General features: G+C 26.9%; 20 protein-coding genes, 2 tRNA genes, 1 other RNA gene and 1 pseudogene. 3 read left to right on the top strand and 21 right to left on the bottom strand.

Annotation, left to right across the window (positions count from 1 at the left end; translation table 11 throughout):
* Positions 1-61: 61 nt before the first annotated feature.
* The 9 genes from NG918_RS10775 to dnaX form a co-directional block, all read right to left on the bottom strand.
* Positions 62-1135, bottom strand: a complete 1074-nt coding sequence (locus NG918_RS10775; RefSeq protein WP_252226166.1) for a pyridoxal-phosphate-dependent aminotransferase family protein — start codon at positions 1133-1135, stop codon at positions 62-64.
* Positions 1136-1846: 711 nt separating this feature from the next.
* Positions 1847-2032, bottom strand: a complete 186-nt coding sequence (locus NG918_RS10780) for a hypothetical protein (protein ID WP_252216207.1) — start codon at positions 2030-2032, stop codon at positions 1847-1849.
* Between the two features lie 248 nt (positions 2033-2280).
* Positions 2281-3495 carry a DUF2705 family protein gene (locus NG918_RS10785; RefSeq protein ID WP_252226168.1) on the bottom strand — a complete coding sequence of 405 codons (1215 nt, stop codon included), beginning with the start codon at positions 3493-3495 and terminating at the stop codon, positions 2281-2283.
* Positions 3496-4410, bottom strand: coding sequence for an ABC transporter ATP-binding protein (locus NG918_RS10790; protein ID WP_252216086.1), 915 nt, complete (start codon positions 4408-4410; stop codon positions 3496-3498).
* A gap of 419 nt (positions 4411-4829) precedes the next feature.
* Positions 4830-5078: a pro-sigmaK processing inhibitor BofA family protein gene (locus tag NG918_RS10795; protein WP_252216089.1), complete on the bottom strand. Its 249-nt coding sequence runs from the start codon at positions 5076-5078 to the stop codon at positions 4830-4832.
* Between the two features lie 17 nt (positions 5079-5095).
* Positions 5096-5371 carry a YaaL family protein gene (locus NG918_RS10800; RefSeq protein WP_252216092.1) on the bottom strand — a complete coding sequence of 92 codons (276 nt, stop codon included), beginning with the start codon at positions 5369-5371 and terminating at the stop codon, positions 5096-5098.
* A gap of 577 nt (positions 5372-5948) precedes the next feature.
* Positions 5949-6545 carry a recombination mediator RecR gene (gene recR, locus NG918_RS10805; protein WP_252216095.1) on the bottom strand — a complete coding sequence of 199 codons (597 nt, stop codon included), beginning with the start codon at positions 6543-6545 and terminating at the stop codon, positions 5949-5951.
* Between the two features lie 191 nt (positions 6546-6736).
* A complete protein-coding gene (locus tag NG918_RS10810) occupies positions 6737-7078 on the bottom strand; it encodes a YbaB/EbfC family nucleoid-associated protein (protein WP_004443240.1) in 342 nt (113 codons plus the stop codon).
* Positions 7079-7156: 78 nt separating this feature from the next.
* Positions 7157-8797 (bottom strand): DNA polymerase III subunit gamma/tau, encoded by a 1641-nt coding sequence (dnaX, locus tag NG918_RS10815; RefSeq protein ID WP_252216098.1) that lies wholly within the window; start codon positions 8795-8797, stop codon positions 7157-7159.
* A 335-nt stretch (positions 8798-9132) separates the two neighbouring features.
* Between dnaX and NG918_RS10820 the strand changes: the two genes are divergently transcribed.
* Entirely contained in the window at positions 9133-9924 is a 792-nt protein-coding gene (locus NG918_RS10820) for a thymidylate synthase (RefSeq protein WP_252216100.1), read from the top strand.
* A gap of 111 nt (positions 9925-10035) precedes the next feature.
* Positions 10036-10530: a dihydrofolate reductase gene (locus tag NG918_RS10825; protein WP_252216103.1), complete on the top strand. Its 495-nt coding sequence runs from the start codon at positions 10036-10038 to the stop codon at positions 10528-10530.
* A 179-nt stretch (positions 10531-10709) separates the two neighbouring features.
* Here NG918_RS10825 and ffs read toward each other — a convergent pair.
* From ffs to NG918_RS10870, 9 genes are all read right to left on the bottom strand, one after another.
* Positions 10710-10975: signal recognition particle sRNA large type (ffs, locus tag NG918_RS10830), an RNA gene on the bottom strand.
* 512 nt (positions 10976-11487) lie between these two features.
* A tRNA-Ser gene (locus NG918_RS10835) sits at positions 11488-11579 on the bottom strand.
* 39 nt (positions 11580-11618) lie between these two features.
* Entirely contained in the window at positions 11619-12407 is a 789-nt protein-coding gene (gene lgt / locus NG918_RS10840) for a prolipoprotein diacylglyceryl transferase (RefSeq protein WP_252216105.1), read from the bottom strand.
* Between the two features lie 33 nt (positions 12408-12440).
* Entirely contained in the window at positions 12441-12986 is a 546-nt protein-coding gene (locus NG918_RS10845; protein ID WP_252226172.1) for a phosphatase PAP2 family protein, read from the bottom strand.
* 75 nt (positions 12987-13061) lie between these two features.
* Positions 13062-13520, bottom strand: coding sequence for a nucleoside deaminase (locus NG918_RS10850; RefSeq protein ID WP_252226174.1), 459 nt, complete (start codon positions 13518-13520; stop codon positions 13062-13064).
* A gap of 144 nt (positions 13521-13664) precedes the next feature.
* Positions 13665-14918: an HlyC/CorC family transporter gene (locus NG918_RS10855; RefSeq protein WP_252216114.1), complete on the bottom strand. Its 1254-nt coding sequence runs from the start codon at positions 14916-14918 to the stop codon at positions 13665-13667.
* A gap of 204 nt (positions 14919-15122) precedes the next feature.
* The gene (locus NG918_RS10860) at positions 15123-15590 is read right to left on the bottom strand and encodes a DUF6106 family protein (RefSeq protein WP_252216117.1); all 468 of its coding nucleotides are present in this window, start codon (positions 15588-15590) and stop codon (positions 15123-15125) included.
* Between the two features lie 575 nt (positions 15591-16165).
* Positions 16166-16864 (bottom strand): leucine-rich repeat domain-containing protein, encoded by a 699-nt coding sequence (locus NG918_RS10865; RefSeq protein WP_252226176.1) that lies wholly within the window; start codon positions 16862-16864, stop codon positions 16166-16168.
* Positions 16865-16899: 35 nt separating this feature from the next.
* The gene (locus NG918_RS10870; RefSeq protein WP_252226178.1) at positions 16900-18129 is read right to left on the bottom strand and encodes a right-handed parallel beta-helix repeat-containing protein; all 1230 of its coding nucleotides are present in this window, start codon (positions 18127-18129) and stop codon (positions 16900-16902) included.
* A 271-nt stretch (positions 18130-18400) separates the two neighbouring features.
* Here NG918_RS10870 and NG918_RS10875 point away from each other — a divergent pair.
* Positions 18401-18571, top strand: a pseudogene (locus NG918_RS10875) (site-specific integrase); the annotation flags it as partial.
* A 100-nt stretch (positions 18572-18671) separates the two neighbouring features.
* Here NG918_RS10875 and NG918_RS10880 read toward each other — a convergent pair.
* The 3 genes from NG918_RS10880 to NG918_RS10890 all read right to left on the bottom strand — a co-directional run bounded on the left by NG918_RS10880 (position 18672) and on the right by NG918_RS10890 (position 22160).
* Positions 18672-18746: transfer RNA gene (locus tag NG918_RS10880), tRNA-Arg, on the bottom strand.
* A 363-nt stretch (positions 18747-19109) separates the two neighbouring features.
* Positions 19110-19766 carry a DUF6483 family protein gene (locus NG918_RS10885; RefSeq protein WP_252226180.1) on the bottom strand — a complete coding sequence of 219 codons (657 nt, stop codon included), beginning with the start codon at positions 19764-19766 and terminating at the stop codon, positions 19110-19112.
* Positions 19767-19787: 21 nt separating this feature from the next.
* A complete protein-coding gene (locus tag NG918_RS10890) occupies positions 19788-22160 on the bottom strand; it encodes an HAD-IC family P-type ATPase (protein ID WP_252216148.1) in 2373 nt (790 codons plus the stop codon).
* Positions 22161-22267: the final 107 nt, after the last annotated feature.

The raw sequence follows: 22267 nt of genomic DNA on the forward strand, positions 1-22267 counted from the left end.
CAATTACTCAGTCCACCTTTGCTTATGAATATATACACAGTTTTCAAAACATGTCTAAAATCTATAACCCTAAAATTTCTTCTATATTTTTAAGCAATTCCTTTACATCTTCTACTGTGCAATCTGCCATATGAGCTATTCTAAAGGTCTTTTCTTTTAAATCACCATATCCATTAGAAATTTGGAATCCTCTTTTACCAAGCTCTTTATTTAAATCAGCTACATTTATTCCTCTAGTATTTTTAATTGTTGTTAATGTATTTGATAGATGATTTTCATCTGGGAAAATATCAAAATATTTTTTAGCCCACGCTCTAACTATTTTAGCCATCTCAAGATGTCTTGCAAATCTATTTTCTAGTCCTTCTTTATTAAGTATATTGTCTAATTGATAATCAAGAGCAAACATGTGAGAAAGTGATGGTGTTGAAGGATATTGATAATCTTTCTTTTGAATATATTGATATAATTTTAATAAATCTAAGTAATACCCTCTGCTCGGAACTTTTTCTGCTCTCTCTTTAGCTTTTTGTGAAAAAGTACATACTGATAATCCTGGAGGCAAACCTAAAGCTTTTTGAGATGATGTAATACAAACATCTATCCCCCATTTATCAACTTCTATTTTCGTTCCTGCTGCTGAACTTACTGTATCAACAATAAGAACTACATCAGGATATTTCTTAACTATATCTCCTATTTTATCAACTGGATTCATTACTCCTGTTGATGTTTCATTATGAGTAACAGCAATTAAGTCGTATTTCCCTGTACTTAATGCTTTTTCTACTTCTGCTAGATCTATTGCTTGTCCCATTTCTACTGAAAATAAATCAGCTGGAACATTGTTGTTAACTGCCATGTCATACCATCTTTTTCCGAAAGCCCCTACGGAAAATACAGCTGCTCTTTTAGCAGTACAACATCTTATAGCACCTTCCATAAGTCCACTACCAGAAGTTGTAGAAAGTAATATTTCACTATTTGTATAAAATAACTTTCTTAAATTATCGCTTATTCTTCTTTGTAAAATTGAAGCATCCTTACTTCTATGTCCTATCATCGGCGTTGCCATTTTTTCTAGGACATCCTCTCGAACCTCAACAGGCCCTGGAATAAATAATTTTTTATGCATTTTAAAACCACCCCATTTTATTAATAAATTATATTGCTTATTAGTGCTTATTTAACATTGATTTATTTGTATATTTTACTACTTATTTACATTTAACTCAATACTTTATCGCTTTAAATTGTACTACTTTGTTATTGTTAAATTTTTAACCATTTTTAGTGTTTTTCTTCACTTTTATTGTTAATTTATTAACAATAAATTTTAGCTATATTATAACAATTATAAGTACATTTTTTTCAAACATAAGCATTTTATATTCTCTTTAATATATTTATGCTTCCTTTATATCATTTGTGAAATTTATTATTAAATACATATAAAACAAAATGGAGAGTTAGTTTTATTATTAACAAAATTTTACATATTAATTTATTACATCATAATAACATTATTTGGTATTTTTATCAATGTATTGATACCAAATAAAATGTTTTTCACATTATTAATTAACTTTAAATTATATATATATATTTCTTATCCCCTCCCTCTTTCAACTAAATATTTATCTAGAACCTAAGGTTTATGAATTTTTCAATCTTTAAAAATTCTTTAAGATACATTTCTTAATCTTTAAATAAAATTATAATTTGAGTTATCCACAGACTCTTTTTTTAACAAAAATTAATTAATTCACATAATAATAATCTAAATTCATAAAAATAAATAAAAAAGATCCCTAATAATTTNNAAATTATTAGGGATCTTTTTCTATTAATATCTATCATATTCTTCATCAAAAAATAATACTGATTCTGTTTCTCTACAATACTTTACACACATACATTGTGCTAATTTTCTTGGACATCTATAACATAAACATGTTAAATCATGCGAATTACATTTTCCATTTTTTAATTCTGGACAATCTTCACAATTAACTCCATTTCCTGCTGGCATAACATCAATTCCTTTCTTTGAAATTAGGCACATTCAAATAAATAACTAGTCAGTGTGCTAGTTTATTTTGAGAACTACTTCTTCATTGGTATCTACTAATAGCATAACTATTAGCAGAACCCAAGTCATTGTATTTCACAAAATATCCGTCGCATCTTTGACTTGTTATTTATTTTCATATGCCTTATAATATTACAATTATTATACTACTAAATTATAATACATTTTTATAAAGTAAATTCAAAGCTTTAAATTAATATTTCTTTCTTTTTAAATACAATATGTGCAATTGTATAACTAATTATTGTAGTTAAAATCATTACAATAACTCCATTAATAGGAGTTATATTCACGTTTTTATACATATATGCTATATCACCAGTTATTACAGCTGTTACAGAACCATAACTTAAAAATACAAGATGTGAAAACTTTGATAAAAATTCAAACATTTGAAATACTATAGTTCCTGAAGCTGTTATTATAATTGATATAGCTGTAGTTACATTACTGCTTTTAAATAATGTTGATATTAAAAATATTATTGAACAACAAGTTATTATAAAAAATATTTGTAATAATAACGACCTTATTATCAACTCATTAAAGTTTCCTATTCTACCTGTATTAGCGATTCTAACTAAGTCTGGATATCTTTGAGCTGGCATATTTGAAGTATCTAAAAAATACCTTACTCCCATTGTTTTAGGATATGTTCCTGCATTAAATCCTTTCACAGCTCCAAGTCCCAAAAATGTTAAAATTTCTGTTGATATAATCATTGTTAATACAGTAATTGTTATAGCTATAAATTTAGATAACAAAATCTTTCCCCTTGATACAGGTTGCACTAGCAAGAATTTCAACGTTGGTGGAGTACATTCCCCTGAAACTATATCACTCATAAATACAGATATCCCTACTGCTAATAAAACCATGCCTAATATAGCCATAACACTGTCTATATAATTATAAGCATTAAACTCATATCCGTATAATGGTTTTATATTATTTTGCTCTAAGTATTTAAGTTTATCTATTCTTTCCGAAATCCATGTCTTGTCTTCCTCTGCAATGTCTTTATTTTTTAAATTTTCCTCATGACTCTTTATTTCTTCTGTCACATCTAGCTTCCATTGATCAACATTACTAGGATTGTTTATTTGATTTTCATATTTTATTTTTTCTTCTTCATAATGTTTCAAATCTTCTTTTAACGTATTTAAATATTCTTTATCTTTACTATTTTCTATTTTGCTCATTTCTTCTTCTGTATAATTAATACTTTTTTCAACTTGTTCTAATTTATATTGTGGAGAATTATATTTTTTCATATTTTTATCTTCATGATGTAAGCCATACATACCGACTAGCATGAATATTATAAATAATCCAAATACAATCCATGTTTTAGGCCTTTTTAGTATCTTTATAAGTTCATTTTTTATTAACAAAAATATCATTTATATAGATCCTCCATTCATAAGTTCCATATATCTTTCTTCTAATTCTTGTTTGTTTTTATAGACTTCACAAATTTCTATATTTTCGTTTACTAATTTTTTTATTAACTTAGGAGTCATGTCTTTTTCTATAAGCAATATTATTTCATCTCCATTTGTTTTACTCCTAATAACATATGGTAGTGTCTTAACTATATCTAATACTTTTTCAATAGCAGTCTTTGTCCTTAAAATTATATCATCTTTTCCTTGATATATTCCTTTGTTACCCATCTTCTCTATAGACTGAATTACGCCTTCATTTATGAATGCTACTTTATCACATAAATTTTGAATTTCACTTAATATATGAGAGGAAATAAATACTGAGATTTCTTTTTCTTTAGATGCTTTTTTAATAAGTTCCCTAAATTCTAATATTCCTGTTGGATCTAGTCCGTTAGTAGGTTCATCTAATATAAGCAGTTTAGGATTTCCCATTAAAGCTACTGCGAGTCCTAATCTTTGTTTCATTCCAAGAGAATATTTTGAAACTTTATCATCTATTCGTTTTTCAAGACCTACAAGCTTTACTAATTCTTCTACTTCTTTTTTAGATACACTTCTAATTCTTGCTATTTGCATTAAATTTTCTCTTCCAGAAAGATATTTATATAATTCAGGATTTTCAACTACAGCTCCTACGTTTTTAAGTGCCTTTTCTTTATTTTTATTTAAATCATAACCACATATTCTTATTTCACCATTACTAGGTTGTATTAAGCCTACTAACATTCTTATAGTTGTAGTTTTTCCTGCACCATTAGGACCTAAAAATCCAAATATTTCTCCTTGCTTTATAGAAAGATTTATTCCTTTAATTATCTCAGTTTTTCCTAATGTTTTATAAAGATTTTCTATTTCTAAAACATTCATCAATTTTCCTCCTTAACGTGAGCTATACTTAGAATTATAAGTACAACAAATTAATAAATATATATATAATTTCTTAATATTTATTAAATATATTTTGAAACTCTCAATATGAAAGTCTATATAACCTTAAAATTTATTATTCTCTTAATATTTGAATTTTTTTAAAATTAATACTTAATAGTAATAAAATGTTTACAAATTATCTTATATTAAAAGTTCCAAGATTTCTAAAACAATATATTGTAAAAATTCTAGTTGAATTTTTTCTATGAGTTCTCCAACTTCACATTGCAATTTTCAAATAAACTTCTGTGAAAAATAAAAATAGAGCTTGTATTATTTAATTTAAATAAATAACAAACAACAAGCTCTATTTATCTTTTAGTTTTTCAAATTTTAAATATCTTAATTTTAAATACTTATAAAAATACTTGTAGTATAGCTAAAAGTATTACTCCTGGTATACCTAAAAAGCCTGCAATTAATGCAGTAATTGGATTTATTGCTAAGCCAAAATTAAAATTAGCACCAACTAAATTTACTACATATAATATTACAACTCCAAGCACTCCATTTATAAGAATTTTTAATGGCCATTTTAAAAGTTTTATCATTAAAAATAATAAAACTAATCCAATCAAACCATATATTATATATTGCTCATTCATACACAAACTCCTTTTTATTATTTTGAAGAAATGTTCCTTTGTAAAACATAATCATCAGTCACTTTAATTCCTTTTGATTTAGCTATAAGTAATAGATAATCATATCTTTTTTTAGCCATTTCTTCTGCATATATTGCTACTTCAATTAATTTAGAATCATTCACATTATCGAACATACTTCGTGCTGCATCAATTTCAGACTTAGTATCTTCTAATTGCTCTATTAATTCCTTATTTACATCTATATCTTTTGTTCTATTAATTAAATATTCAATTATTCTCTTTTTATTCATATAAATACCTCCAAACACTACTATTAAAATCTTATCCATAGGTTTGAATGTATATACTTAATTTTTATATATTTTTTTAATTATAGTAACACTTTTTTTAAAGAATTCATAATATATTACTATAAAAACTTTTCACTCATATCAAATAAAAAGTTCTAACTCCCATCTATATAACACCTTTTTTTCTGGAACCCAATATCTATTGGGTTCCATTTTTAGTTCTATGATTTGTTTTATAGATTTGTTTTTAATTAGACAGTGATATTATAGTATAAGAGCGCAGTGGCGTTGGAATTTTCTTTCTACAATACTTAATAAAGATTTGTTGAATTAATTGCTTGTCAAAAGTAAGTGTCCAAATTTTACATTTGGAAACACGAACTTTCACACAGTACAATGTCTCATTGGGAGCATGCATTAATTAGACTAAGCTTTGTTTTAGTATTGTTAAGTAAGAGCCAAAATTTTATATTTTGTTTCTCGAACTTACTCAGCGATTGTACATGAGTCGAGTTTCATTTAAAAGTTTTGTCCATGAGCATTATACTATAAGATCACCATGCTTTTTTAAAACTATCTATATTTCTTTTCTACCTTCTAGTGCTTTAGATAGGGTTACTTCATCTGCATATTCTAGATCTCCACCAACTGGTATTCCTGCTGCAATTCTAGTTACTTTAACATCTAATGGCTTTAATACCTTTGCTATATACATAGCTGTTGCTTCTCCTTCTATATTAGGATTAGTTGCTAATATAACTTCTTTTACTTCTTCATTCATTCTTGCAACAAGTTCTCTTATCTTTATATCTTGTGGGCCTCTTCCCTGCATAGGTGATATATTTCCATGCAATACATGATACACTCCATTAAATTCTTTTACTTTTTCCATTGTCATTATATCTTTTGGTTGTTCTACAACACATATTGTACTCTTATCTCTATTAGGATTTGAGCATAATGCACAAGGATCTTTATCTGTAAAGTTTCCACATGTTGAACAATATTTTATTGTTCCCTTCGCTTTAACTAATGCGGTTGCAAACTCTCTTACCTCGTCATCAGGAAGATTTAATATATGTAAAGTTAATCTTTGTGCTGTTTTTTTCCCTATGCTTGGCAATTTTGCAAACTCTTCAATTAATTTTTCTATGGCTACTGGATAAAATTCCATATTACACTTCTCCTTTATATATCTCATATTTTAGCAGAGTGTTGATACCTGCATAAGCAACGCTTGGCTAAATCATTGAGCTAAAGATTCGAATTTAGATAGTTAAAAGCATACAGCTTTAAGGAATTTCCTCTATTCTGTATGCTTTATTTTTACTTAGGATTTTATTAGATAATATTTTATTTTATTATTTAAAATAATCCTCCTGGCATTCCACCAGTTAATTTTCCCATTTTGCTAGCAGTTTCTTCTTCTGCTTTTCTTAAGGCTTCATTAACTGCTGTAAGTACTAAATCCTCAAGCATTTCTACATCATCTGGATCTACTACTTCTGGCTTTATATTAATAGATTTAACTTCTTTTTTACCAGTTACTGTTACAGAAACAGCACCGCCACCTACTGATGTTTCAAATTCCTTTGTTTCAAGATCCTTTTGCATATCTTCCATTTGCTTTTGAAGCTTTTGCGCTTGTTTCATAAGGTTATTCATATTTCCTCCCCCGAAACCTCCAGGGAATCCTCCTTTTGCCATACAAATCCTCCTCTTAATAAATTTCTACTCTCTATTATAGAACATTTTCTTATTGTTTACTACATTAAAATATTGATTCTACTCGTCTAATATTTCAAAAGGCATTCCATCTAACTTTTGCTTTAGCAATTCTTCTTTGCTTAATTCACCATCTTTATTATTTTCAACTTCATACCTTACTATTATTTTATCTTTTAATACTTCAGAAAATACTTCATTAACAATTTTTTTATATTCTAATTTTTCTAATCTATTTTTATTAAAGGCATATGATGCTTCATATAATAATGTGGCTACACCATTTTCAAATTTATATGGTCTTGCAGTTACTATAGATGCATATATAACCATTGCTCTTTTTGCTTTAAATGCCTCTAATATTTCTGACCAAGCTCTTTTTATATTATCTATTGTTAAAGAAGATTCAACATTAACATTATGTTCTTCTGATACAGTAGGTTGCTCTCTTTTAACTTGTTTTTCTTGAGATTTAACTTGATTATTTGATACTACGTCAGTTGAATGTGCTTTTTCACTTATTTGTGAATTTGATACTACTTGTATCTTACCACTTTTTATGCTTTCTTCTAACTTATTTATCCTAGCAAGCATGACTTCACTTGATGTATCATATTCTATTTTACACATCTTTATTATACTAAGCTCTAAATATAATCTGCTTTGTTTACTTACTTTAGAATTAGCTTCCCCTTCTTGAAGAATTCTAATCCCTCTCATTATTTCTTCAATACGTATTTTTTTACCTTGCTCTTTTATAAGTTCAATATTTTCAAGAGACATATCTAAAATCTCTTCTGGAGTATTAGAAACTTTAACCATAAGTAAATTTCTAAAATGTCCTATTAAATCTTTTATAAATAAATGAATATCCTTACCTGAAAAAACTAATTTATCAATTATTACCATAGCTTTTTCTATATTTCTTTCTACTATTGAATTAGTTATGTCAAATAAATATTCGTTTGTAACCAACCCTAATATGCTTATTAAGTCATCATATTTTATATTGTTATCACCCATAGCTATTGCTTGATCTAATATACTTAAAGAGTCTCTCATAGCACCGTCAGCCACTCTAGCAATTAAATCTAAGCTCTTTTCATCAACACTAACATTTTGTGATTCAGTTATTTTTCTTAATCTATCTGAAATATCTTTTTGATTTATTCTTTTAAAATCAAACCTTTGACATCTAGATAAAATAGTTATAGGTAATTTTTGAGGATCAGTAGTTGCTAATATAAATATAACATTACTTGGCGGTTCTTCTAATGTCTTTAAAAATGCATTTACCGCTCCCCCTGATAACATATGAACTTCATCTAATATATAAATCTTATACTTACCCTCTTGTGGAGGATATTTTGTATCATCAATTATATCTCTTATTCTATCTATTCCATTGTTAGATGCTGCATCTAATTCCGTAACATCCATTGATAAACCTTCATTTATCTTTTTACACATCTCACATTCATTGCAAGGCTCTCCATTTTGAAGATTAAAACAATTTAATGCCTTAGCCATAACTTTAGCTGTTGATGTTTTACCTGTTCCTCTTGTTCCACAGAAAAGATATGCATGTGCAATTCTATCATTTAAAATTTCATTTTTTAATGTTGTTGTTATATGTTCCTGACCTACTACATCATTAAATGTCCTTGGTCTCCACTCTCTATATAAAGCTGTATATGCCAAAGGTTTCCTCCACCTTTCTATTTCCATTAAATCATATATTTATTATACACTAATAATTTAATAAATAATATAAAGCTTAAATTACTTAATTTATCTTCTATATACAACTTCTTAATTTTCCTAATATTATATACTCTATTTACTTCATTTATCTATGAACCTTATATTAAAATATCAATACTGTCTTTTAATATGTCCATATGTTAAAATGAATATTAGTATTTTAGTAAAAGATTATGTTTTAAACTGATTTTGATATATTATAAGTTACATAAATTATAATTATCTAAATACTTAAGCATAACTTAGTAAAAATTTTGGAGGTAGTAGATAAAATGAGTTTATATGATGATAAATATTTAGAAATAGCTAAAAATATTTTAGATAATGGGTATTATGATAATAATAGAACTGGAATGCCTACTTATAAAATCCCCCATCAAGTAATGCAATTTAATTTAGAAAAAGAATTTCCTATATTAACTACTAAATTTGTTGCTTTTAAAACAGCTGTTAAAGAACTTTTATGGATTTTTAAGGATCAATCTAATGACGTAAAAAAACTTCAAGAACAAAACGTACATATTTGGGATGAATGGGAAATGGAAGATGGAACTATCGGAACATCTTATGGTTGGGTTGTTAAAAAATTTGACCAAATAGATAAACTTATAGATTCTTTAAAAAATAATCCTCAAGATAGAAGAATGATGCTTAATTTATGGCAAATACCTTATTTAGATGGTGGAGCTCTTTGTCCTTGTTGCTTCCTAACTATGTGGGATGTAACTGATGGTAGACTTAATTGTATGCTTGTACAAAGAAGTGGAGATTGGCCACTTGGAATTCCTTTTAATACCAGCCAATATGCTGTATTAGTTCATTTAATTGCTCAAGTAACAGGTCTTAAACCTGGACTATTTACTCATGTAATAAATAATGCACATATTTACGAAAACCAAATTGATGGAATGAAAACTCAATTAGAAAGAAAAGCTCAAGCTTATGATGCTCCAAAGCTTTGGATAAATCCTGAAATTAAAGATTTTTATGATTTTACTTCTGATGATATTAAACTTGAAGATTACAAGCATCATGAATCAATAAAAATGCCTGTTTCAGTTTAAAATTTAGTTGAGTGTTGATATATGCATAAATAAAACTGGTCAGAGTAATTGAACTTAGGAATACTAAAATGATTATATGATTTAAATAAGATATTAAAAGGGGGCTTATAAATGTTATCAATAATAGTAGCTATTGCTAAAAATAATGTTATTGGAAGTGATAATAAATTAATTTGGCACATTTCTGAGGACTTAAAAAGATTTAAAGAAATTACAAGCAGAAAAACTATTGTAATGGGAAGAAAAACTTTTGAATCTCTTCCTGGAGTATTACCTAATAGAAAACATGTGATTTTAACTAGAGATAAAAATTTTAAAGTTAACTCTGAATGTGTAGAAATAATTTATGATTTCGAGGAATTATTAAATAAATATAATAACTCTGACGATGAAGTTTTTATAATTGGTGGTGGAGAAATTTATAAACAGCTATTACCTTATTCTAATAAATTGTACTTAACAAAAATCAATAAAGATTTTAATGGGGATACTTATTTTCCGCAAATAAATTATGATGATTTTAAAATAGATTATGAATCAGATGTTATAACTGATGAAAAAAGCGGATTAGAATATAACTTTATAAATTTAAGTAGACTTTCTTAGTTGAAATCTTACACTCTCCTATATATTAAAAAAGAACAAGAAAATGAGGGAATTTAANNTTAAATTCCCTCATTTTCTTATCCTATTGTTTTGTCCTATATTGTTAATCCTATTGAAGAATAACCTAATTTAATTCGAAAAAAAATCCTTCATTCTCTGTGAAGGTTTATGTATATAAACCGTGCACCTCGCTTCGATAAAAATTCCCTATACGTTACCTTTGCAGTTAGCTCAGACCAGATTGATCCACGGCACATGCAGTGTGCACTTATCGCTGCTTCCTTCCGGACCTGACGAGGTTCATACGCTTTCATTGCGTGGGACCCAGTCATCAACACCACTTACAAAGGTCAGACTATAAAAAATTAATACCTCTACGAGGAATTCAATCCTGCTATAGCGGATTGCAGGTTACAGGGCACCGCTAACTCCCCATCTAGCACGGAATGGTGGTATGAAGAGGATTCGAACCTCAATAATTCTTTTTCTTAATGAAAAGTATCTGCCTCCATTAGGCATCAAACCATATTAAGTACTATACATTTTTTATACTTTTACATCATAACACATACCATCTATAAATACAAGATAATACTATTAATATACTTTTGTAAATATATATATTATTATGAATTTATCTTAAATTTTTCCTTAATATTAATATTTATTTAAATTAAAAACATTAATATTTTTCTATTGCCAATTCATAATATCATATATATTTTTTTGATTCAACCTTTTGTTTAAATATTATTTAGGCACATGAAAATAAATAACAAATCCAAAGTTTCCATGAATATTTTTCTTTATATTTCACCATATTTAACTTATATATTTTTAAACAAAAAATAAGAAACACATAATCTAAATTCATTAAAAAATGTGTTTCTTAAGTATATATTTTGTTAAACTCTATAATCTATCTACATGTCATAAATAGAAAAACCAATAAATTCTTGGCGGAGAAAATGGGATTTGAACCCATGATAGAGCGTGAACCCTATACACGCTTTCCAGGCGTGCTCCTTCAACCACTCGGACATTTCTCCAAAGGCATAATGCTTTTTTATAATATCATATAAAAATGCCTAATTCAACTGAATATTTTGTATCTTATTTTTAATTTTTCTAATATAAATAATTAAAGAAAGCCCGAAAATTATTCCTATTATACTTATTAATTGAGCAACTCTTACTCCACCCAACATTAAACTATCAGTTCTAAGTCCCTCAATAAAAAATCTACCTACAGAATATAAAACAATATAACTAGATATAACTATTCCCTTATTATTTTTTTTCTTTTTATAAAGTATACTAATTAGAATAATACATACTACTAAATTCCAAATAGATTCATATAAAAATGTAGGATGATAATATGTTCCATTAATATACATTCCTTTTTGTATAAACTGTGGAAACTTACTTATAAATTCATAAGTTACTTCTCCTCCATGTGCTTCACTGTTCATAAAATTTCCCCATCTACCAATAGATTGAGCCAATATTATCGATGGAGCTACCACATCTAAATAATCTAAAAAATTTATTTTTCTTACTCTTGCATAAACAAATGCAGCTATTAATCCAGCTATTAATCCACCATGTATAGCTAAACCACCTTGTCTTATATTAAATATATCAAGTACATTTTCTTTATAATTTTCAAATTCAAATAAAACATAATATAATCTTGCTCCAATAATAGCTACTGGAAAAGATACAAGAAATCCATCACTTAAAATATCAAAGCTTAAATTCTTCTTATTGCAATTATAATAAGCCAATATTAACCCAAATAGAACTCCAGTTAAAATTATAATGGCATACCATCTAATATCAAAATTTCCTACTTTAAAAGCTATTGGATTCATAAATACCACACTCCTCTTCATTTGTATCTTATTTTACGACTTATTAAATTTTTTATCGTACTTAGGACTTATTATTTTATAAATACAAGTACTTAAAATTATTCCTAATACACACCCAACTAGCACATCTGATGGATAGTGAACATATAAATACATTCTCGAAAATCCTATAAGTGCTGCTAATAAAAATGCACCAATTCCCATTCTTTTATTAGCTTTATAAATAATAGTTGCTGCTGCAAATGAAGACATAGTATGTCCAGATGGGAATGAAAAACTACTAGGTGCCTTTATAAGTAATTCTATATTTTCAACAAAATTAAAAGGTCTTATTCTTCCAACTAGTGGTTTTATGATTCCATCACCAATTAATACACCAATACATAATGTACATAACATTATAAAACCATATTTTCTATACTTATTATTAGATATAAATGCTAATCCTATAATTATCCATACTAATCCCATATTTCCTAAAGAAGTTATTATAGGAACAATCTTATCCATCATCGGACTATGTAAGTTAATACGTATAAACTCCAAAATTTTGTTATCAAACATTTGAATAAATTGCATTAATATCCTCCAAACCATAAATTTTTTACTACTATTTTTAATGTATATTGTGAGTAATTTTTATTATAACATATACTATAATAATTTATTTTTATTAAGTTTCCTTTTTAACTGAAAGAATTCCATAAGTAATTTTGAACATTCTTCATCATATAACCAATTAACATTAACAAACGAATCTAACTTTCTACTATCTATAAGGTTTATTACAGAACCACAAGCTCCCATGTCCTTATTAAATGTCCCTATATGTAATTTTGATATTCTGCTTTGAATTATAGCACTAGCACACATAGAGCATGGTTCTAAAGTAACATACATTTCCGTTCCTTTTAATCTCCAGTCATTTAAAATTTTTGATGCCTTTCTTATTGCTAATATCTCTGCATGAGCTGTTATATCATTTAATGTTTCTTTTAAATTATGAGCCTTTGATATAACTATGTTATCCTTTACTATAACTGCACCTATTGGAATTTCACCTTTGGACATTGCTATCTTTGCTTCTTCTTTAGCAATATCTAAAAAATTCATATCTTTTCCCTCCATAAAAATCAATATATTAATTTTTGATTATAGCTCTGTTTTAAATATGTATTGATATATGCAATACTCTGTTAAAACATAATCTACTTTAAAAAAAGACTGCTGATTATTTTTGCCAGCAGTCTTTTATGATTATTCGTTATCTGTAAATATTCTAACTTTTTTAATTCTATTTTTATCTATATTTTCTACGATAAATTTCATATTATCGCACTCAATTTCTTCTTTTTCTTCAGGCATTCTTCCAAGCTCTCCAATTATAAGACCTCCAATAGAATCAAATTCATCTGATTCCATATCAGTACCTATTAAATCACCAATATCATGAAGTCTCACACTACCATCTACTATATATTCATTTTCTTTAATGACTTCAATACTTGTATTAGCTTCATCATATTCATCTTCTATATCACCAACAATTTCTTCTACCAAATCTTCTATAGTAATTATTCCAACAGTACCACCATATTCATCTAACACAACAGCAATATGATTTCTTTCTTTTTTCATTTCCTTAAATAATTCTACAATCTTTTTAAATTCAAACGTATAGAAAGGTTCTCTTATATATTTCGTCATTTTAAAGTTTTCTCTAGGATTTTCAAGCATTAATAAATCCTTCACATTTAATATACCAATAACATCATCTATAGTTTGATTATAAATCGGTATTCTAGAAAATTGTTCTTCTTTTATAATCTTTAATACATCATCATAAGTTGATTCTGAATCTAAAGCAGTAACATCAACTCTTTGAACCATTACATCCTTTACTTGAAGATCAGCGAAATCAAATACATTAAATATCATTTCTTTTTCAACATTTTCTAATACGCCTTCTTCTTCACTTACACCTACCATTGTTTTTAATTCTTCTTCAGTAATAAATGGTTCAGTAGCTTTAGGATCTGCACCTAAAATTTTTATAAAAAATGATGATATAGCTGTAAATATATATACAAAAGGTTTAAATATAGTAACTATTAACTTTATAGGTTTACCAACTTTTAAAGCAACAGAATCTGATCTTTGCTTTGCAATAGATTTAGGCGTTATTTCACCAAAAATTAATACTAATACAGTCATAATTCCTGTAGCTATTCCTACTCCACCTGAACCAAATATATTAGTTGCAAGCACAGTAGCAAGTCCTGATGCTGCAATATTAGCTATGTTATTACCTATTAATATAGCTCCTAATAATTTATTTGGATCTTCTGTAAGTTTTTCTACTAATTTTGCTCCTGGTACGCCTTCTTCCACCATATGTCTTAGTCTAATCTTATTTATAGACATTAATGCTGTTTCTGACATTGAAAAAAATGCTGACAGCATAAGTAATATTATTAAAGTTACTATCTCCCACGTATAACTAGGGTCCAAAAAAAATCACTCTCCTAATTGATTTAATAATTATATTTTACTCAACATTATATCATAATATTATTAAAAGTAATATATTGGATTAATATAAAAAACACATGCTTAAAAAATCAACATATTCATTAATTTTTAAGGCGATGTAATTTTATAAAGAATAAAAAAGTCACACCATTAAAAATGATGTAACTTTTTTTACAGATGATCTTACATATTATTTTTAAGAAAAATATTAACCAACTTTTCTATCTCGGTATTTAAAGCTAGTTGAACTATTTCACCATTATTTAATTCAAAATTATATTTTTTAAGACCTTCAATATTAGTAGTATAGAACTTTTTTATTTTTGAATTATTATCTTTCTTAGATTCTAAAGCATATAAATTCTTTATAGAACTCTTGTCCATTTTTAAAACAATTTTTCTTTTACTCATATTAAATATTTTAGTTATAGTTAAAGTTCCATCAAAAAATTCATACTCATAATCAACATATATACACATACTACTTAAAAATAAGAATACAGATAATACTATCAATGATACCGCTATCATTAATGATAAAAAAAATATAAATAAAGATAGTATAAATAATACTATTGAAATCTTTTTCATGACTTGGCTACTTTTATGTGATTTGTCTGAAGGAATAAATTGTTCAGCAAAAATCTCCATGCAATATACTTCCTTTCTTTTGTTGTGACTTGTGTGTTTTTACTAATTACTTAATTTGTATAACATGAATTTAGTTTACATATATATATTTTAATTGAATTTACTAAAAAATGCATTATAAAATTTAATATTTCCTTGATTTCGTTAAACTGCACAAAATTTAATACATAATTCCCCCTATAATGAACAAAAAGATTTCAATAACATGTGTTTATATGCTTTAATATAGTATTTGTATGTACATAAGTTGAAGTAAGCCGAGTAATTTGACTTAGCAATGGCAAAATGAGTATAGTCTAATAATACATTAAGATAAGTACTTTACATGAAGCTTTTTAGTCATATTTTATGTTTATTTGAATTGTGATATAATAAATATATAAAAAAGTGCCATGCTGGTAACATGGCACTCTCCTAGAACGTTTTTTAGTTTTAGGGCTATTAGATTTTTAACGGTTAAGGAAAAGAATGCTTATCTTTTAGGATTAGATGGGGCATTCTTTTCATTTGTTTTAAAATAAAATTTAAAACCTTTTATATCTATTTTTTATTATACTAATTGCTTAGCCTTATTGTTAATAATAGAAATTTATATTATAACAATTTTTTGGCAATACTTTAACCAAAGATTGTTTCTCTTTTGCAGTAAAATTATTTCCCTTTAAAGAAACTGTTTTTAAATTAGGAAGCTTCTTTAAAATATCTATAAGCTTATTCATATCTGTAAGCTTAGCAGATTGTATAGAACACACTCTAAGATTAGTCAGCTTACTTATATCCTCTATGTCATATAATTCGTCATCTCTTATTACAATTACATTAAGATCTTTAAGATTTTCTATTCCTTTTAACGTACTAACATTTGCATTTACAAATGTTAAATTAGTTACACCTTTGAATTCTTCTTTTAAGAAATCGCCATATTCTCTACCTACTTTTGCTTTAAGTATCTCTCTAAAATTTAAATCTTTTACACCAAATATAGGATTATCAACCCATTTACCGTCATGTCCCATACGATAACCGTCTATAATTGTATCATGAGCCATATACCCACGCATACTTTCATTAGAATATTTATCATATCCTGTATAAAAATAATACCAATCACAATCTATTAACTGCCAACCACTTTCTTCATATACACCTATACCATACTTCCAACCTTTACTATCTTGCTTCCAAGCTGCATCAGCACTAATTGGATTTAACGCCAATACTGATACCACTAATAATAAACTTATTATTACTTTTCTTAACATTAACCTCTTCATCTTATTATTTCTCCTTCATATTTCCTATAATCATACTATCGCCAAACATTATTATTAAAAGTGCAATTTTCAAATTTCACACTTTCACTGCTATCTTTTAAATAATCACACTTATTACCGCTTACCTCTGAATCCTTTACTGTTATTTTGCTGCTCTTTCCACAACTAAAGAAGCATGTCTTACCAACATTGAAATCTGTGTCTGATGATCTTGAATTATTTTTTATTATACATTTATCTAGTAAGACATTTGAGCCTTCATGATATGGTAAGTCTGCACCTGATACTCCAATGAAACCATATTCAAAGTTATTATTACCTGATAATTCACATTTTTCAAATATAATATCCTTTGATCCTGATATATCTATTATATTGCCGTAAGCTTCATGATCAATTATTTTATTTTCTGTAAATTTGATATCTTCACAACCATTAATCCTTAGTGCTTCAAAAGAACAATGATCTATTATACATTTTGATGCGTTTAGCCCTTTTACATTGCCTAAACTTAATCCTACACTGCCACATCCATATAGTTCTGAATTCATTATTGAAATATCAGTACTATTGTGGAAGCTAAGTACCCCTGCATTACAATGATATGGTTCTGGTGTGTGTCCTGCAATAATGTTTTTTATAGTAACATTACTAACATTATTAAAGTTCATTATTTCAGCATAACGAGAATCTATGTTTATTTCTACCTGTCCTGGTCCCATTCCCTCAATTGTCAAATCATGAATATTTTGAATGTTTAATTCTTTTCCATCATATACATTTTTCCATATTACTGAATTATCAATATTATTAACTTGTTTAATATTTGATAAATTATATACTCCTGGTTTTAATATAATCCTCTTGTTGGAGCCTATGGCATTAACAAGTTCCTTAGCATTTTCAACAGTAACCTCAACCATTTCATCTTTTGATGTATTTATTGATGATGTTGACTCTGCATTCGTTGATGTTGTCCACTGAGTAATTGTTGATACTGGTATCCTATTGGCTGACAATGCACCATCAGAACCTAATTTATATCCATCAATTGTTGTGTCATGAGCCATATAACCAGATGATTCGAAATAATACCACTTTCCATCTATTACATCCCATCCCTTAGCATATGAATTATCCTCTGTATACCACCATCCATTAGAATCTTGTTTCCATGCTGCACTTGCTCCTATTGGAGCAAATGCCAATACTGACGCTGCTATTAATAAACTGGATATTACTTTTATTAATTTTAACTTTTTCATTACTATTAATCCCCCTAATTTACCTAATAACATAATTGTATACCATTTCCACAATTTATTAAATATGTAATATAACTCAATATAAAATATTAATTTCACTATTCATATTCGACTTAATTTCTTATTCATAGGCATCTATATATTAAAATTCCAGTATATAATATTGCTTAATACTTCTAAATTAATAATGTTGTTTACTTATATTAAAAATTTATTAAACACTCAATAATATTTTTAATATGCAATTAATTTTCTTAATACATATCTATTTAGTACTATATTAATATTTAATGGTGAAAATATACAGGTTGTATCTGACAGACTTGGTCATAAAGATATAGCGACTACATTGAATACATATACTCACATAATGGAAGATATGAAAAATAATACTGCTAGCTTATTAGATAATATTTTTAAATATAGTCCTAGTACAATATAGTACCAAAAAGCTGAATAAAAAATTTAGTACAATTTATAGTACAATATTGAATATAACAAATGCCTCAACCATTGTGGTTAAGGCATTTTCTATATAATCATGGTATCCCCAGTAGGAATCGAACCTACATCTGTCCCTTAGGAGGGGACTGTTCTATCCATTTAACTATGAGGACTTGAATTATGAAATTATATATTAAATTTTATTATAGTTATTATCCATTGTCAAGTAATGCTATTTATACAATCCATCTCCACAAAGTTCATTTAAAATATCATCTTTTATTAATGTTGGTATTTTAATATAAAGGCGAATCTGACATTGGAATTTACTTTTTAGAATCCTTAAGTGAGAAACCAAATTTTACATTTGGATTTTCGAACTTACTCAGCGAAGTCGAGTTTCCTTTTAAAATTTGAATTAATTGCTTGTCACAATGTTTCATTGGGAACACGCATTAATTAGACTAAGCTTTATTCTAGTATTCTTAAAGTAAATTCCTTAGCTCAGTGAGCTTTATATTAAAATATTCAACATATTATTTAAGTTTTTTACTAAGTTCTAAATAGCTATCTTCTACTTCTTCTAATGGTAAGTTTCCTTTAATTAATTCTTCTTCTGGCTTTTGTTTTAATTTATTATAGAATTCTAATCCCATTTCTATATTATTTTTATCATTATTACTTTTATCTATAATATAAAACAACATATCTTCTGCTTTATCTAACTTATTCATTAATTCGTAAAACTTAAAGATTTGCATATCACTTTCTAATGGAACATCATATTCTCTTAAATCATTTATTAAACATTCTATATCTTTAATATACTTATCACTATTAATCTCTTCTTCATCATATATTTCATAAAAAGCTTGTAGTGATTTTAAATAATAATTTAACATCATTGATTCATCGTTGTCTTTTAAGCAAATCTTTCCTTGTAATTGTAATAATTCTCCCAGTGCAATATATTTTCCTAAATTATAAGAAGCATCTTTACTAATTATTTCCCTAACACTATTAAATGATAAAGTATCAATAGCATTAATATCTAATCCTACTAAATTTCTAAGCTGATTATTTACTGCAATTTTAGCCTTTGTTATTTCCTCATTTATTAAATTTTTATTTACTTCTTCTTTTATTAAATCTAAGCTATTTTCCATCTCTTTCATATAATCATTTTTAAACATTAATCTCTCACTTCCCAATAACTAATATTCGAATTTAAATACCTTATTAACTTTCTTCCTTACTAAGTCTACTATTTTAGTAATTAATGGAGCTGATAATATTATTACTACTAAAGATATTATCCAATGTCTTAATTTTAATTTTTCTAATGTGAAAATAATTCTTCCTATTGGAGTAATAAACGCAAGTATAACTATTCCAAACATCAAAACTACTAAACAAAATTTAAATGTTGTTAAAGGTCTTGATACTTTAAGTAAAATAATCATACTAACACCTGAAAACATAAGTAATGCTAAAGTTCTACTGTACTCTATGGAAGCTCCTATATAAAATGAACTTATAAATGTTAATGTTGTAAACAATGCTAAGAATATACCATTGGGAATACTCACAGTTAAAATTCTATGTAAAAACCCTTTCTTTACTCCACCTTCGTTAGGAAGTAACGCCAAGAAAAATGCTGGAATACCAATTGCACAACTTCCCACTAATGACATTTGTATTGGTAAAACTGGAAATGGTAAAAATAACAATGAAAAAACTAAAGCTAATATTATAGAGTATACTGTTTTTGATAAAAATAGTTCAGCAACTCTTTCTAAATTATTTATTTGTTTTCTTCCTTCTTCAACAACCTTAGGTAACGCTGAAAAATCTGATTTTAACAATACTAACTGTGCCACTGCTTTAGTTGCATCTGATCCATTTGCCATAGCTATTCCACAATCTGATTCTTTTAACGCAAGTACATCATTTACTCCATCACCAGTCATAGCAACTGTATGACCTGAATTTTGAAGTGATTTAACTATTCTCTTCTTTTGATGAGGCGTTACTCTTCCAAAAACAGTGTTATTTTTAATCATTTCATTAAATTTTTCTTCATTTTCCGGAAGATTTCTAGCATCTATTGAATTTTCCCATCCATTTACTCCTGCTTTTTTAGCAACAGTTGAAACTGTCAGTGGATTATCACCTGATATTATTTTTACTTCTACATCTTGTTTATTAAAATAATCTAATACAGCCGGTGCTTGTTCTCTGATTATGTCTTCTATTAATATTAAAGCTACAGCTTCAATCTCTCCACTTAATTTATAATTAAGTTTATTGTTTTTAACCTTAGCTAAAAGTAATACTCTTCTTCCTTTTGCTGCTTCTTCATCTACTAATGATTTAATGCTACTATATTCTTTATTTAATATAATTTCTGGTGCTCCTATTACCCACGTACCTAAATTTTCAAAGGTAGCACCGCCCCACTTTCTTTTAGAGGAAAATACTATCTTATTTGTGCATTTTAAATCATTATTAAAATCTTTATATATTTCTAAGATGGCTTTTTGAGTTGCATTATTACTAGGTAAATTGTATGTAAGTGCTGCTAATACTGTATCTATTTCTCCTGATTTAATATCACTAATATTTTTTATGTCAACTAATTTTAAATTTCCTTCTGTTAATGTTCCTGTTTTATCTAAACATAATACATCAACTCTTGCTAAAACTTCTGTTGAACATAATTCTTGAACTAGTGTATCATATTTGGCTAGTTTAACTATTGCAACTATGAATGTAGCACTTGTTAAAAGAACCAATCCTTCTGGAATCATACCTATAATTCCAGCTACAGTTCCAATTGATGCTTGTTGCCATGTTACATTGTTTATCATAAGTTGAGTTACTGTAAGTAAAATTGATAACGGAATTATTATCCATATTATTACTCTAAATATTTTATTTATAGCATTTTGTAATTCTGAATTTATTAATTTAAATTTCTTAGCCTCTTCTGCAAGTCTAGATGCATATGTTTCTTTTCCAACATTAGTTACTTTAGCATACGCTTCTCCAGCTACAACAAAGCTTCCAGAAAATAATTTATCATCACTATATTTTATAATAGAATCAGATTCTCCAGTTAACATAGATTCGTCAACCTCTAGTTCTACTGATGAAATAACTTCACAATCTGCTAGTATTTGCGCTCCTGTATCCAAATACAATATATCATCTAAAACAATTTTTTCTAAAGGTATTTTTTTTACCTCTCCATTTCTTAGAACATTAGCATAAGCTTCATTTATAACAGATAATTTTTCTAATGTTTTTTTAGCTCTAAGTTCTTGTGCTATACCAATTAAAGTATTAACTAATATAACTCCTGCAAATATTGAATTTTTAGGTGATCCAGCTATTATAACTACTATTGCTAATATTAAATTTATAGTATTAAAACTAGTGAATAAATTAGCTCTAATTATTTGCCATAATGTTCTTGATGGAGCTTTCGGAATATAATTAACTTTTCCTTCAGCAATTCTTTCAGTTACTTCTTTATCACTAAGGCCTATAAGATCATTGTTTTTCTCTAGTGCATCTGTATCCATTTGATCCTCCTCTGCTTTATTTATCTTCATTTTATTTATCGTAATTTTTTTAAATAATTAACAATATTTTATCTACTATAATAATTATATCCTTTTTTATATTATTT

It is taken from the genome of Clostridium sp. ZBS2 (assembly GCF_023845855.1).
Classification (GTDB): Bacteria; Bacillota; Clostridia; order Clostridiales; family Clostridiaceae; genus Clostridium; species Clostridium aquiflavi.

Bases quoted from the DNA above. Each gene is read 5' to 3' on its own strand.
- NG918_RS10775 (WP_252226166.1), bottom strand. From the start codon at position 1,135: ATGCATAAAAAATTATTTATTCCAGGGCCTGTTGAGGTTCGAGAGGAT.
- NG918_RS10780 (WP_252216207.1), bottom strand. From the start codon at position 2,032: ATGCCAGCAGGAAATGGAGTTAATTGTGAAGATTGTCCAGAATTAAAA.
- NG918_RS10785 (WP_252226168.1), bottom strand. From the start codon at position 3,495: ATGATATTTTTGTTAATAAAAAATGAACTTATAAAGATACTAAAAAGG.
- NG918_RS10790 (WP_252216086.1), bottom strand. From the start codon at position 4,410: ATGAATGTTTTAGAAATAGAAAATCTTTATAAAACATTAGGAAAAACT.
- NG918_RS10795 (WP_252216089.1), bottom strand. From the start codon at position 5,078: ATGAATGAGCAATATATAATATATGGTTTGATTGGATTAGTTTTATTA.
- NG918_RS10800 (WP_252216092.1), bottom strand. From the start codon at position 5,371: ATGAATAAAAAGAGAATAATTGAATATTTAATTAATAGAACAAAAGAT.
- recR (WP_252216095.1), bottom strand. From the start codon at position 6,545: ATGGAATTTTATCCAGTAGCCATAGAAAAATTAATTGAAGAGTTTGCA.
- NG918_RS10810 (WP_004443240.1), bottom strand. From the start codon at position 7,078: ATGGCAAAAGGAGGATTCCCTGGAGGTTTCGGGGGAGGAAATATGAAT.
- NG918_RS10820 (WP_252216100.1), top strand. From the start codon at position 9,133: ATGAGTTTATATGATGATAAATATTTAGAAATAGCTAAAAATATTTTA.
- NG918_RS10825 (WP_252216103.1), top strand. From the start codon at position 10,036: ATGTTATCAATAATAGTAGCTATTGCTAAAAATAATGTTATTGGAAGT.
- lgt (WP_252216105.1), bottom strand. From the start codon at position 12,407: ATGAATCCAATAGCTTTTAAAGTAGGAAATTTTGATATTAGATGGTAT.
- NG918_RS10845 (WP_252226172.1), bottom strand. From the start codon at position 12,986: ATGCAATTTATTCAAATGTTTGATAACAAAATTTTGGAGTTTATACGT.
- NG918_RS10850 (WP_252226174.1), bottom strand. From the start codon at position 13,520: ATGAATTTTTTAGATATTGCTAAAGAAGAAGCAAAGATAGCAATGTCC.
- NG918_RS10860 (WP_252216117.1), bottom strand. From the start codon at position 15,590: ATGGAGATTTTTGCTGAACAATTTATTCCTTCAGACAAATCACATAAA.
- NG918_RS10865 (WP_252226176.1), bottom strand. From the start codon at position 16,864: ATGAAGAGGTTAATGTTAAGAAAAGTAATAATAAGTTTATTATTAGTG.
- NG918_RS10870 (WP_252226178.1), bottom strand. From the start codon at position 18,129: ATGAAAAAGTTAAAATTAATAAAAGTAATATCCAGTTTATTAATAGCA.
- NG918_RS10885 (WP_252226180.1), bottom strand. From the start codon at position 19,766: ATGTTTAAAAATGATTATATGAAAGAGATGGAAAATAGCTTAGATTTA.
- NG918_RS10890 (WP_252216148.1), bottom strand. From the start codon at position 22,160: ATGGATACAGATGCACTAGAGAAAAACAATGATCTTATAGGCCTTAGT.